The organism is Catenulispora acidiphila DSM 44928 (assembly GCF_000024025.1).
In the GTDB taxonomy this organism is placed as follows: domain Bacteria; phylum Actinomycetota; class Actinomycetes; order Streptomycetales; family Catenulisporaceae; genus Catenulispora; species Catenulispora acidiphila.
In genome coordinates, this window is record NC_013131.1 from 7,135,593 (window position 1) to 7,148,781 (window position 13,189).

The 13,189-nt window shown below is 71.1% G+C and carries 10 protein-coding genes; 8 read left to right on the forward strand and 2 right to left on the reverse strand.

The features are described 5' to 3' along the window. The first annotated feature begins 34 nt into the window (after window positions 1–34). Both CACI_RS30705 and CACI_RS30710 read left to right on the forward strand, forming a co-directional pair. Window positions 35–568, forward strand: coding sequence for a hypothetical protein (locus tag CACI_RS30705; RefSeq protein ID WP_015794782.1), 534 nt, complete (start codon window positions 35–37; stop codon window positions 566–568). A gap of 48 nt (window positions 569–616) precedes the next feature. Continuing rightward, a complete protein-coding gene (locus tag CACI_RS30710; protein ID WP_015794783.1) occupies window positions 617–2,884 on the forward strand; it encodes a terpene synthase family protein in 2,268 nt (755 codons plus the stop codon). Between the two features lie 61 nt (window positions 2,885–2,945). Here CACI_RS30710 and CACI_RS30715 read toward each other — a convergent pair whose 3' ends face one another. Continuing rightward, complete coding sequence (locus tag CACI_RS30715) at window positions 2,946–4,100, reverse strand: GDSL-type esterase/lipase family protein (protein WP_015794784.1); 1,155 nt, start codon at window positions 4,098–4,100, stop codon at window positions 2,946–2,948. Window positions 4,101–4,223: 123 nt separating this feature from the next. Between CACI_RS30715 and CACI_RS51580 the strand changes: the two genes are divergently transcribed. Next, on the forward strand, window positions 4,224–4,964 hold the full coding sequence (locus tag CACI_RS51580; protein ID WP_015794785.1) for a hypothetical protein: 741 nt from the start codon (window positions 4,224–4,226) through the stop codon (window positions 4,962–4,964). 16 nt (window positions 4,965–4,980) lie between these two features. Here the strand turns inward: CACI_RS51580 and CACI_RS30725 are convergent, their stop codons facing one another. Beyond that, on the reverse strand, window positions 4,981–5,853 hold the full coding sequence (locus CACI_RS30725; protein WP_015794786.1) for a GNAT family N-acetyltransferase: 873 nt from the start codon (window positions 5,851–5,853) through the stop codon (window positions 4,981–4,983). An 85-nt stretch (window positions 5,854–5,938) separates the two neighbouring features. Here CACI_RS30725 and CACI_RS30730 point away from each other — a divergent pair, with 85 nt between their 5' ends. The 5 genes from CACI_RS30730 to CACI_RS53945 all read left to right on the forward strand — a co-directional run bounded on the left by CACI_RS30730 (window position 5,939) and on the right by CACI_RS53945 (window position 13,169). Then, entirely contained in the window at window positions 5,939–6,433 is a 495-nt protein-coding gene (locus tag CACI_RS30730; protein ID WP_015794787.1) for a nitroreductase family deazaflavin-dependent oxidoreductase, read from the forward strand. Beyond that, window positions 6,433–7,551 (forward strand): winged helix DNA-binding domain-containing protein, encoded by a 1,119-nt coding sequence (locus CACI_RS30735; RefSeq protein ID WP_015794788.1) that lies wholly within the window; start codon window positions 6,433–6,435, stop codon window positions 7,549–7,551. The genes CACI_RS30730 and CACI_RS30735 overlap by 1 nt, the downstream gene beginning before the upstream one ends. A gap of 5 nt (window positions 7,552–7,556) precedes the next feature. Next, window positions 7,557–8,303, forward strand: coding sequence for a hypothetical protein (locus tag CACI_RS30740; protein WP_015794789.1), 747 nt, complete (start codon window positions 7,557–7,559; stop codon window positions 8,301–8,303). A 112-nt stretch (window positions 8,304–8,415) separates the two neighbouring features. Next, complete coding sequence (locus CACI_RS30745) at window positions 8,416–11,769, forward strand: EAL domain-containing protein (protein ID WP_015794790.1); 3,354 nt, start codon at window positions 8,416–8,418, stop codon at window positions 11,767–11,769. Then, window positions 11,766–13,169 (forward strand): GGDEF domain-containing protein, encoded by a 1,404-nt coding sequence (locus CACI_RS53945; RefSeq protein WP_015794791.1) that lies wholly within the window; start codon window positions 11,766–11,768, stop codon window positions 13,167–13,169. Before CACI_RS30745 ends, CACI_RS53945 begins: the two co-directional genes overlap by 4 nt. The last annotated feature ends 20 nt before the right edge of the window (window positions 13,170–13,189 follow it).

Genomic DNA, 13,189 nt, shown 5'->3' on the forward strand with positions numbered 1-13,189 from the left:
GGCTCGGGCCGCACCGCACTGTAGGTTCTGTGCAATGCCGATCCGCCACTATTCCTACGTCGGACCCGCCGACATCAAGGCGATGGTCGCCGGGTCTCCCGCCGGCACCGCGCTGACCGGGCTCGACGCGCTGGCACGTTGGCACGCAGCGCAGCCTCCCGACGAGCGCGCCGAGCCCTTCACCTACGTTGTCGGCCTCGACGGTGTCCTTCGCGTGGCGCCCCGCCGCAGCGAGCACGTCGCATGCGCCGGCGGTGCTTCGGTTCTGGCCGCCGGTGAGATCGCCTTCGAATGCGGCGACGGGCAGTGGTCCGTCACCTCCGTCAGCAACCAGTCGACCGGCTACTGCCCCGACGTAACCTGCTGGCCTGCCGTCGCCGCCGCCCTGGACCAGCTCGGCGTGGCCCACCCGGCTGCCTTCACCACCGAGGTCCAGTTCCGCCGGTGCCTCAATTGCCGCGAGCTCACCATCGTCCGCGACGGCGACTTCGTCTGCGTGTTCTGCGATGCAGATCTGCCCGCAGGATGGAATATCGGCGCGCCGATTTCACCCGATCCCCTGGTTTGACGCGCACATCTCTTCACCGGGGGGCGTGGCGCGCTTAGCTTCGAAGGCATGCCGAAGCCGTTTCAGCTGCCTGATTTCTACATGCCGTATCCTGCGCGGCTGAATCCGCATCTGGAGTTTGCGCGGGTGCAGTCCAAGGGGTGGGCTCGGGGGCTTGCCATGATCGAGGGGTCGGGGGTTTGGGACGAGGGCGACTTCGATCGGCATGATTACGCGCTGTTGTGCTCGTATACGCATCCTGATTGTGATGCGGAGGAGTTGGCGCTGGTCACCGACTGGTATGTCTGGGTGTTCTTCTTCGACGATCACTTTTGGGAGATCTACAAGCGGCCTCGGGACATGGTTGGGGCGCAGGCTTATCTGGATCGGCTGCCTGCTTTCATGCCGATCGGGGATCTGGGGGCGATGCCGGAGCCGACTAATGCGGTGGAGGCGGGGCTGGCTGATCTGTGGCTGCGGACGGTGCCGAGTAAGTCAGAGCCCTGGCGTCGGCGCTTTGCCGAGAGCAACCGGCATCTGCTCGCGGAGTCGTTGTGGGAGCTGGCGAACATCACCGAGGACCGGGTGTCGGATCCGGTCGACTACATCGAGATGCGGCGCAAGGTCGGCGGGGCGCCGTGGTCGGCGCACCTTGTGGAGCACGCCAACGGGGTCGAGGTGCCCGACCGGGTTGCCGCCAGCCGGCCGCTGCGGGTGCTGAAGGACACCTTCGCCGACGCCGTCCACCTGCGCAACGACCTGTTCTCCTACCAGCGGGAGGTCGAGCAGGAAGGCGAGAACTCCAACTGCGTCCTGGTCCTGGAGCGCTTCCTGAGCTGCGACACGCAGACCGCCGCCGACTACACCAACCAGCTGCTCACCAGCCGTCTGCACCAGTTCGAGCAGACCGCGCTGACCGAGCTGGCGCCGCTGTTCGCCGAACACGGCGTCGGGCCGGTGGAGGCGGTGCAGGTCGGGCTGTATATCAAGGGTCTGCAAGACTGGCAGGCCGGCGGCCATGAGTGGCACATGCGCTCCTCGCGCTACATGAACGACGCCGCCGACGGCACGGGCGCAGGTACCAGCGCTGGCGGCGCCTCGGCCGCGCTCGCCGGACCCCTCGGCCTCGGTACGTCCGCCGCGCGCATCCTCGCCTCCATCGCCAAGACCATGCCGGCGCGCCTCAAGCGTGTCAGCCACCCGCCGCACGAGCAGGTCGGCCCGACGCCGATCCCGGCCATCGCCGCACCGTCCGAGCTGCGCCTGAGCCCGCATCTGGGGCTCGCAGCCCGCCACACCGTCGACTGGAGCCGCCGCATCGGCTTCTTCGACGGCATCTGGGACGAGCAGCACCTGCTCTCCTGCGACCTCGCCCTGTGCGCCGCGGGCATCTCCCCCGACGCCACACCGGACGAGCTGAACCTCGCGACCGACTGGCTGTCCTGGGGCACGTACGCCGACGACTACTACCCGGCCGTCTTCGGACCGACCGCGGACCGCGTCGGCGCCAAGCTCAGCAACGAGCGCCTCAGTGCCCTGATGGCCGACAACCCTCCCGCACCGGTGTCAGCCCTCGAACGCGGACTTGCCGACCTGTGGCGCCGCTCGACCGCCGACGCGTCGCCGGCGGGCCGCGAAGGACTGCGCCGCGGAACCCAGAAGATGCTCGACAGCTGGCTCTGGGAGCTGGAGAACAAGGCCGTCCACCGCGTCCCGGACCCGATCGACTACGTCGAGATGCGCCGCGACGCCTTCGGCTCCGACCTGACGATGGCGCTGTCCCGCATCCGCCACGACACCATCCCGCACGAGGTGCTGCGCAGCCGTCCGGTGCTGGCGCTCGAGCACGCCGCGGCTGACTGGGGCTGCCTGGTGAACGACGTCTTCTCCTATCAGAAGGAGATTCAGTTCGACGGCGACGTGCACAACGCGGTCCTGGTCGTCCAGGACTTCTTCGACTGCGACCGCGACCGTGCGCTGGAGATCGTCAGCTCCCTGATGGCGGCGCGGCTGGCCCAGTTCCACCATTCCGCCGAGGTCGAGATCCCGGCGCTGGCCGACACGATGCGATTGTCCTCAGCGACTCGCGAAGCGTTGGACCTGCACATCCAGGAACTGCGCGACTGGCTGACCGGAGTCCTGAACTGGCATCAGCGCACGGGACGCTACGCGGAGGCCGAGCAGCACCGGCTGCTGGTGACCCGGCTCGGGCATCGGTCGCCCTGGAGGCCGAAGACGCCCAGCAGTGTTCCGAGCGGCGCGCCAAGCGGAATCAGCGGCTTCAGCGGACCGCCGTTTCCGGCGCACACCACGAGTCCCACGGCCGCAACACCCTGACCAGCCAGCCATCCGGCCGGCAGCAGGCCAGCGGGCCGCCCGGCCAGCCAACCACCCACACCTACCCCGCGAACACCCCGCCCTCCCCGAACACGATCCGAGCGAACCGCTCCCCGATCACCCGATACCCGGCGGGCGTCGGATGCAGCCCCTCCCCCAAGTACTCGTCCGCCTCGTCCAGTCCCATCAACCGCAAGCCGTCCAAGTAATAGATGTTCGGGTCCTGCTTCGCCCGCTCCGTCACGATCCGCCGCAGCTCCCGCCGCACCACCTGCAGCGTCAGCTCCCCGCTCGCCGCCGCCGGATCGCCGGTCGCGTACAGCACGTCCTCGCGCCACACCGTCGGTCCGGGCCGCGCCTCCAGCGCCGGGCAGGCGATCGGCGAGACGACGAGGATCGGCGTGTCCGGATGGCCCTCGCGCACCGTGTCGAGGAAGCCGTGCACGGTCGGGGCGAACGTGCGCACCCGGTACGCCGCCTTGGCGGTGAGGTTGATGCCCAGCTTCAGGCTGATCACGTCCGCTGCGGCATCGCGGATCGAGCGCGCCACGAACGGGTCCAGGAAACAGTTCCCTGCCAGTCCCACGTTCACCGGGTCCACCCCGGCCGCCCGCGCCGCGATCACCGGCCACACGCCCAACGGCGAGTCCGCCTCGTTGCACTGGCTGATCGAGCTTCCATGGTGCAGCCACACCCGGCGGCCGGTCGGCGCGGGCGGCTCGACGTCGGCGTCCGCGCGCAGCGCCACCAGTTCGGTCTTCACCCAGTGCGGCAACCAGATCTCGACGTCCTTCACGCCGGCCGGCAGCGCCTCGAACCGCACCGTCGCCGTCTGCCCGGCGACGTAGCCGACCTGGGTCATCGTCGGGTCCATCAGCAGCACGTTGCCGACCGGGGCGCGCTGCGGGTCGCCCACAGCGGCGCCGTCGCACGTGATCTCGAAAGCTCCCGCGTCGTCCGGGTGCGGCTCGTTCTCGGCCATCATCGGCACGGTGGTCAGCACGTCCAGCTCGAGCGCCGTGGCAGCCGTCCGGAACGCCAGCCGCACCCCGGACCCGGCCGTGGCCTGCCGCTCCATCGAGGCGTCGGACTGCGCGATCGTCCACTCCGGCAGCCGCCGCGCCAGCACACCGGCCTCGGTCGTGACGACTTCCAGGGCTCCGCGGATCTCGACCGGACCGTCGATGAGCGGCACCTGCCGCAGCACGTCTGTCATGCGGTCGAAGATAACAGGGGAAGATCGCGGACGGAGGGGCGGCGGAAGAGGGGGGACAGCCCTACCAGCACTCGGGTGGCAGCTCTCTGACCTGCGACCCGCTTCCTCCGGGAGGGTGGAGCCATGCGAAAGACGTCAGCTCTCCTCGCGGCCACCACCGTCGCCGCCGCCACCCTCGCCGTGCCGGTCGCCGCGAGCGCCGCGACCCCACCGACCGCCGCCAGCACCGCCCCCGCCGCCTCCGCAACCACCGCCACCCCCACCTTCGACTTCCGCGACTGCCCGAAGCTGCCCGCCGGCGTCGACCCCGCCGCGTGGCGCTGCGAGGTCCTGGTCGCCGAGGGCACCGCGACCATCGGCGGCGTCGTAGTCCCCTTCGACTTCACCGCCGTCACCCACGCCGAGGGCCCGATGCCCGACGGCACGCCCGGCCAGGTCTTCGGCGGCTTCCGCGCCGCGCGCCTGCCGGTGTCGGGACGCCAGTCCGGCGACGGCCACGGCCCGAAGCTGTGGATGCAGCCGCACATGACCGCCGTCCCGGACTTCTACAGCCAGACCGGCACGATGAGCCTCGCCTTCCAGCTCACCGGCCCGCGCCTGGGCGAGCACTGCACGATCGGCACCCCCGCCGCACCGGTCCAGGTCGCCGCCGCACGCGTCGCGGGCACCACCCAGTGGCTGTCGCAGGACCCGCCGATCATCACCTTCGAGGTCCTGGACCAGACGCTGAGCGTGCCGAAGGTCAGCGGCTGCGGACGCGCGAGCGAGGAGCTGGACCGCCGCTTCGCCCTGCCCTCGCCGTCCGGGGCGAACCAGCTCAGCGGGACCGCCTTCTACTCCTTCAAGACCTACGACCAGCTCTAGAAACGCTTGCCAGGCCTCAGCCGAGCTCCAGCGTCGTGGTCCCGAAGACCTTGCTGTGGTCGACGTCGCGCACCGGCCCGGTGTACATCCGGGCCATCTCGAAGGAGGGCTCCAGCCCGAGGGCGCCGACCATCGCCAGGGCCTCGGGGTTGGTGTCCGGGACGTCGATCACGATGCGTCGGCCGCCCTCGCCTCCGTCTCCGACGGCGCCGGCGACCAGCGCGTCGAGGATCACCTCGGCGTAGACGCGGGAGTCGGCGAACAGCGGGCCGACGCGGTAGCCGTCGTGGGCCGGGCGCAGGACGCCGTAGCCGACCAGGCGGCCGTCGACGATCAGGGCCCTGCCGACGTGGCCGGGGGCGGCGAACCACTCGCGCAGGAACACGGGGCGCGGCGCCGGGAAGCACAGCGCGTCGTAGTCGGCGATCTCGGCGAAGCCGGCGCGGGCCAGCGGGACCGCGGCGGCCGGGCCGGAGCCGTCGGAGGCCAGGTCGCCGACGTAGCGGACGGTGCGGTACGCGTCGTCGAAGCCGGACTTGCGGTAGATGTCCTGCTGGGCGGCGGTGCTGTCGAGCCCGACGGTGCGCGCGCCGGCCCGGGGCAGCGCCGCCTTCCAGGTCGCCAGGCCGTGGCCGCGGCCGCGGAACTCCGGCCTGACCAGATGCAGCCCGAGGAAGGCGAAGGCGTCCCCGTAGTGCACCACGGACACCGCCGACACCGGCTCCCCGTCGACCCGCCCGACGAAGAAGCCTTCGGGGTCCTGCGCGAGGAAGCAGGGTCCGTCGTGGTCTCCGGGGTTCCATCCCTCGTCGGCGCACCAGCCCTGGATGAGCGGCCAGTCGGCGAGGGACGCGCGCGTGATCTGCATCGTCTGCTGGCGGTCCGTCATGACAACATCTTTGCGTGCGCGGGCCGCAGGTCCGGGTGCGACACGCGGACCCCGGCGAGCGGTCCGGAGATGCCATGATGAGCCCATGACCAATCCCTGGAACGCCCTCATCGTCCGGGTGGGACGCCAGAAGTGGTTCGCGACCGCCTTCAAGGGGGTGGCGCCGCACGTCGACCGCTTCCTGGGCCGGGTCACCGGCGGCCGGGTGTCCATGCTCACCGGCACCGGGATCAAGACCCTGCTGCTCACCACCACCGGACGCAAGTCGGGCCAGCAGCGCACGGTACCGCTGCTCTACTCGCGGCACGAAGGCGCGCTGCTGGTGGTCGGGTCCAACTGGGGTCAGGAGCAGGTTCCGGCGTGGTCGCTGAACCTGCTGGCGAACCCGGAGGCGACGGTCGCGGTCGGCGGCGCGTCCGGTCCGGTCCGCGCCCGGGTCGTCGAGGGCGAGGAGCGCGAACTGGTCTGGAACACGATCCTGTTGAAGAACTGGCCCGGCTTCAAGGACTACGCCGAGCGCGCGGGCCGGCACATCACCATCTTCGCGCTGGAGCCGGTGAAGAAGACGACGGCGGGCTAGTGAACGTCCGCACCCTCAGCGACCGGGAACTCAACCGCGCCACGCTCGACCGGCAACTGCTGCTGCACCGCTCCGGCATGGACGCCGCGCAAGCCGTCGAGCATCTGGTCGGGCTCCAGACGCAGATCCCGCCGAACCACTATGTGGCACTGTGGTCCCGCCTCACGGACTTCGACGCGCAGGCGTTCTCCCAGCGTTTCGAGAACCACGAGTTCGTCCGCATCAGCCTCCAGCGCTCCACGATCCACACGGTGACCGCCCGGGACTGTCTGCCGCTGCGCCAGCTACTTCAGCCGGTCCAGGACCGGAACCTCAAGGGCGCCTTCGGCAAACGCCTCCAGGGCATCGACCTGACGGAGCTTGCCGAGCGCGCCAGGAAGTTCACGGAGCAGGAACCCCTAACGTTGAACGACCTCGGCAAGCTGCTCGCCGAGTCCTATCCCGAACACGAAGTCCAGGCGCTCGGCGTCGCGGCCCGCAACAACCTGGCGCTGGTCCAGGTGACGCCGCGTGGGCTGTGGCAGCAGGGCGGGCTCCCTAAGCACACTACTGCGGAGCACTGGTTCGGAAACACTAAGGCGGTTCCCGCTATGCGCGCCGAGGAGTTGGTCCTGCGGTATCTCACAGCGTTCGGACCGGCTTCGGTCATGGACGCCCAGAACTGGAGCGGGCTCACCGGTCTGCGCGAAGTGTTCGACAAGCTCCGCGCGGATCTCGTGGTCTTCCGGAGTGAATCCGGAACCGAACTGTTCGACCTTCCGGACGCGCCGCGTCCCGGCGAAGACGTCCCCGCCCCGGGACGCTTCCTGCCGGACTACGACAACGTCTTCATCGGGCACAAGGACCGCGCGCGCATCAACGACCCGCGAGTCCCCAAGGAGAGGGTCTTCTCGGGCAACACGCCGATCTCCACGTTCACCGTGGACGGCTGGATCCGCGGGGTCTGGAAGGTAGAGACAGACAAGAAACGCACTACGGCGACTATGAATCTCACTCCCTTGGTACCCATCACCAAGGCCCAGCGCGCCGACCTGGAAGCCGAAGGCGGCAGGCTGCTGGAATTCCTGGTCCCCGGAGCGGATCATGATCTGCGATGGCATGAGGACGAGAACGGTTGAACCTTATGAGAACGCGTACGGGGCTGTGCGCGGTGGCGTCGGCAGGCGTGCTGATACTCACCGCGGCAGGTTGTGGCAGCTCCTCGTCGAGTCCGAAGACGGCATCGGCGGCGGCGTCCGGCGGCCCTGAGGCGGGCAGCGCTGCCGGGACGCCGTCCGCTCCGGCGTCTGGGTCGGCATCGACGCCGACGCCGACCCAGACGCCCGCACCGCCGTCGACACCGCAGACCCCGTCCAGCTCCCCCAGCGCCGACCCGGGGACGCTGCCGCAGATCAAGGCCCTGCCCACCGCCACCGACCCGCAGTTCACGGCCGGTGTCAACGCCCTGTGGCAGGGCATCGTGGACGACAACCCGCAGGAAGCCCTGCCGTTCTTCTTCCCGAAGAGCGCCTATCTGCAGGTGAAGGCGCTGTCCAACGCCGGCGCGGACTACGAGAACCGGCTGATCGGCTTCTACAACCTCGACATCCACGCCGCGCACCGGCTGCTCGGCTCCGGGGCGAAGGACGCGAAGCTGGTCGGCGTGAGCGTGCCGGCCAAGGCGGCGGAGTGGATCGTGCCGGGCGTGGAGCAGAACAAGCTGTCGTACTACCGCGTCTACGGATCGCGCCTGACCTATACCGAGGGCGGCAAGACCAAGTCCTTCGGGCTGTTCTCGCTGATCTCCTGGCGCGGTCAGTGGTACGTCGTGCACTTCGGGCCGAACCCGCGGCCGGCGTCGACCGGGGTCGTGTACGAGCCGCGAGGCTGATATCCCGCCGGCCGTTTTTTATCACCGAGCGTAGTCACCTCGTCACGCACATCCGACCCCGCCGCCCCGCCCTCAACAGGCGCCGCGGCGGCGCCTGTGACAGCTTTGAGGAATGCGATCACCGTCGCTGCTGTCGGGCTGGCCGGGGCGCGAACGGCGCCTGCTCGGCATCCTGGCCGCCGTGCTCGTGGTGATCCTGGCTGTGTTCTTCTCCTCCTCCGACACGCTGCGCACCACGGCATGGTTCGCGCTGTCCGTGTGGACCACCGCGGCGATGGTCGTGGGCATCCGCGCCAACCGCCCGCCCTACCCGCTCGCCTGGTACCTGCTGGCGATCTCCGCCGGGCTGCTGACGGCATCCAACCACACCGACTTCGCCTACGCCCGGCACACCCTGCCGAACTTCGCCGACTGGCTCGGACTGCTCGGCTATCCTCTGGCGCTGGTCGGGCTGCGGCTGATCATGAAGCACCGGCTGGTCGGCCGGGACTCCTCGGCGACGCTGGACGCGCTGATCGTGGTGTTCGCCGGCGCCTACGCGGCGTGGGTCTACCTGGTCGTGCCGTACTACCAAGACGGCGGGGAGCCCTGGGACTACCGGGTGATCGCCATCCTGGACCCGCTGGGCGACCTGCTGCTGCTGGGCATGCTGCTGCGGCTGATCATCTCCCCGGGAGCGCGCAACGCGGCGTTGTGGCTGCTCGGCGCGGGCTCGCTGTTCCAGACCGGCGCGGACGTCGTGGAGTCGGTGCTGCGCCTGAACTCCTCCAACTGGTTCGGCTCGCACGTCGGCAACCTGTTGCTGGAGCTCGCCTGGCTGATGTTCGCGGCCTGCTGGGTCGCCGCGTCGCTGGTGCCCTCGGCGCACAGTCTGACCAGACCCGTGGCCGAGACCGCGCGCGACGCCCTGCCGACCGCCTGGTCCCGGCCGCCCCGGATCTCCCCGCTGGTGCTGGCCGCGCTGGTGACGCCGGCCATCAACGCCGTCGAGCTGGCCCAGGGGAGCCTGGACACCGGCTGGGCCGGGCCGGTGATCGGGCTCGGGGTGTACCTGATGATCCTGGCGCGGGTCGCGGTGATGGTGCGCTCGCACCGGCAAGCGCTGGCGCGGGAGTCGATCCTGCTGGCCGCCAGCGAAGGGCTCGGGGTGGCCGCCGGGCGCGGGCAGGTGGCCGCGGCGCTGGCCGACGGAGCCGCCGGGCTGTTCGCCGGACGCTCGGCCGCGCACGCGGTGCTGGTCGCCGTGGACGGGACCGAGGGGGTGCGGGTGGCCGCCGCCGGAGCGGTGGACGGCGGCGCCGGGGACGTGCGGGCCCACGCCCCGGCGGCACTGTCCGGTCCGGACTCCGCGTCCTGGCGCAAGATGCTGACCAGGGTCTGCACCTCGGCGATCGTCCACGCCGCAGAGGACGACGTGCCTTACAGTCCCGCCCTCTTCGACACCGACGGCGAGCCGGAGGTGCGCCCCGCCGAGCCCGGGAGCGGGCCGAAGCACCACCCGCACTTCCACACCGCCAACGTGGTGCACACCGCCGACCTGCCGCTGCCGCTGGCCCGCCGGCTCGGACCGCCGGAACACGCCGGGGTCGTGCCGCTGGACGGCGCGACCGGCATGCTGGTCGTCGCCGCTGCCGAGGAGGACCTGGCGGTCCTCGGCGGAGCGCTGGAGATCCTGGGACGGCAGGCGTCCGCGGCGCTGGAGCGGATCGCGCTGAGCCAGGAGATCACGCGGCGGGACAGCGAAGCGTACTTCCGTGCCCTGGTGCAGAACACCTCGGACACGATCCTGATCGTCGACACCGGGCTGACCGTCCGCTACGCCTCGCCCTCCTCGACCGGGCTGTTCGGCGGCCGGCCGCTGCGGGACCGGCCGCTGACCGAGGTGGTCGGCAAGGTCTACGCCGCCGAGGTCGCGGTGCGCGCCGCCGACCCGACACCGCAGCCGCCGGTGCGCCGGGACTGGGAGATCTCGGCCGACGGCGGGGAGCCGCACGAGGTCGAGGCGACGATCGCCGACCTGCGCGCCGAGCCGACGGTCGGCGGCTTCGTGCTCTCGCTGCACGACGTGACCACCGCGCGCGGGCTGGAGCGCACGCTGCAGCGGCACGCCTACCGCGATCCGCTGACCGACCTGCCGAACCGGCTGGCGTTCATCCGCGGGCTGGAGGACGCGGTGGAGCTGGCCTCCCCGAGCGTGTCGGTGACGGTGATGCTGCTGGACCTGGACCGCTTCCGGGAGATCAACGACTTCCACGGCCGCGAGGCGGGCGACGAGGTCCTGCGGGACATCGCCGAGCGGATCAGGTCCCGGCTCGGGCCCGGCGACGTGCTGGCGCGCACCGGCGGCGACGAGTTCGCGGTGCTGGCCGTCCGGCGCAGCGATGAGGCACCGATCCTGCCGATCGGGATGCCCGGCGAGGACAAGCCGTTCTACGTCGGGCCGATCGCCGTCACCACCTCCGGCGCGGTCGCCACCTGCACCGTCGGCGCGAGTGGGGCGTCCCTGCTGGCGGACGCGGAGATGACGCTGCACGCCGCCCGCGGCGCCGGACCCAACACCTGGCGCGCCTACGACCCGCGGCTGCGCGCCGACCTGGCCCGCAGCGCCGCCCGCCGCTCCGGCCTGGACCGCGCGCTGGCCGAGGGCTCCTTCGAGCTCTACTACCAGCCGATCGTCTGGCTCGACGACGGCGACATCGGCGGCTTCGAGGCCCTGGTCCGCTGGCCGCAGCCGGACGGCACGATCATCCCGCCCGACGAGTTCATCCCCCTGGCCGAGGCGACCGGCCAGATCCTCCCCCTCGGCCGCTGGATCCTGCGCACCGCGACCGACCAGGCCGCCCGCTGGAACGTCACCCGTCTGGCCCAGGGCGTGGCTCCGGTGAAGATCTCCGTGAACGTCTCGGCACACCAGCTCCGCGACCCCGGCTTCCCCGACGAGGTCGGCAAGGCCCTGACCGACGCCGGCCTGGACCCGGCGTTCCTCATGGTGGAGGCGACGGAGAGCTCGCTGATCGACCGCGCGGGCACGGCCCTGGCGAACCTCAGGACACTGACACGCAGCGGCGTCGGCGTCTCCCTGGACGACTTCGGCACGGGATACAGCTCGCTGTCCTATCTCAGAGACCTGCCGGTCAACACCCTGAAGATCGACAAGGCCTTCGTCGACGGCGTCCCGGACGAGCCCCGCCAGACCGCGCTGGTGAAGGGCATCATCGGCATCGCGAAATCGCTGACGCTGATGGTCGTCGCCGAGGGTGTGGAGACCTCCCAGCAGCGGCGGGCCCTCGCGCGCATGGGCGCCGACCTCGGACAGGGGTATCTGTACGCGCGCCCGATGCGGGTGGACGAGGCCACGAAGCTGATGTGCGCGGGCCACGTGAAGCTGCCGCGCGGGATGGCGGGCCCGGAGGACGACGGCGAGGACGACGCGGACTACACGGACTACTTGGAGGACGACTCGTGAGCGCCGAGCGCTCGGGCGAGGGTGAGCCGCGGTCCTCGCCGACCACGAGCAAGCGCCCTGCCGTGCAGCCGTCCGCCGCCGATCGCCCGACCGAGCCGCCGCCGTACGACACCGAGGCCGACCGCGCCGATCGCGCTGATCGCTCCGATCGCCCCGCCAGCGACCGCTCCGACCGCTCCGACCGCCCCGACCGCTCAGTCGCCGACCAGCCTTTCGAATCCTCGTCCAAGCCGCCCCGCGCCATCCATCCCCCGCAGCTCGGCGGCGCGCACCGCTTTCCGAAGGATCCGGCCGGGCCGGCGATCCGGCAGCGGCGGTTCCGGCGTCCGCATGTGCGGCACACCTCGGTGACCACCGTCTGGCAGCAGAGCGAGGAGGAGTCTCGGCAGTTCGCCACCCGGTTCGCCGGGCAGTTGCTGGTCATCGGTGCCGCGCTGGGTACCGCCCTGACATTCCTGCTCAGCGTACAAACCGGCGCCTTCTCCGTCGGGTGGTACGTAGATGTCGTGACCGGCGCCGTGGCGGCGGCGTGGGGGCTCGTCTACATCCTGATGCCGCGTCCGGCACCGGATGCCGTTCTGCGCGCCACGCCTGCGATCGCCGCGCTGCTGATCACGTTCACGCTCGCGTTCAACCACAGCAACGCCGTCGACGGCATGCTCCTGCTCAGCTGGCCGCTGCTGTTCGCCGCGTACCTGCTGCCTCGGCGCACCGCCTACTGGACGCTGGGCATCGTCGCGGCGTGTCTGACCGTCATCTTCGTCGCCGGGACCGGGCCGGGACGGTTCGCCGCGTGGATCGAGACCACCACGTCGATGGCGCTGACGCTGGTGGTCATCCTGCGGGTGCGGGAGCAGGCCGACCGGCTCAAACAGGCGCTGGCCGAGCAGGCCAGCACCGATCCGCTGACCGGGCTGAGCAACCGGCGCGCGTTCGACGAGGCGTTGGAGCGCGAGGCCGCGCGGCAGCGGCGGACCCGCGCGCCGCTGTCGCTGCTGGCGGTGGACGTCGACCACTTCAAGAAGATCAACGACACCTGGGGGCACGCCGCCGGCGACGACACCCTCGCCGCGCTCGGCGACCTGCTCCCGCGCCTGGTGCGCGCCGACGACACGGTCAGCCGCGTCGGCGGCGAGGAGTTCGGCGTCCTGCTGCCCGACTGCCCGGCGCCGCAGGCCAGAGCGCGCGCCGACGCCCTGCGCGCCGAGGTCTGGGCCGCCTCGCGCGGCTGGTCTCATCCGGTGACGGTCAGCGTGGGCGTGGCGACCGTCCCGGACTCCGCCGACGCGTTGCAGGATCTGGTCGTCGCCGCCGACATGGCGCTGTACGCGGCCAAGGAGTCCGGACGCGACCGGGTCCGCGTCGCGCCGCTGATCCGCCGCCGCGACGAGCTGCCCTGAGCGCGCCCAGAGCGCCCGGA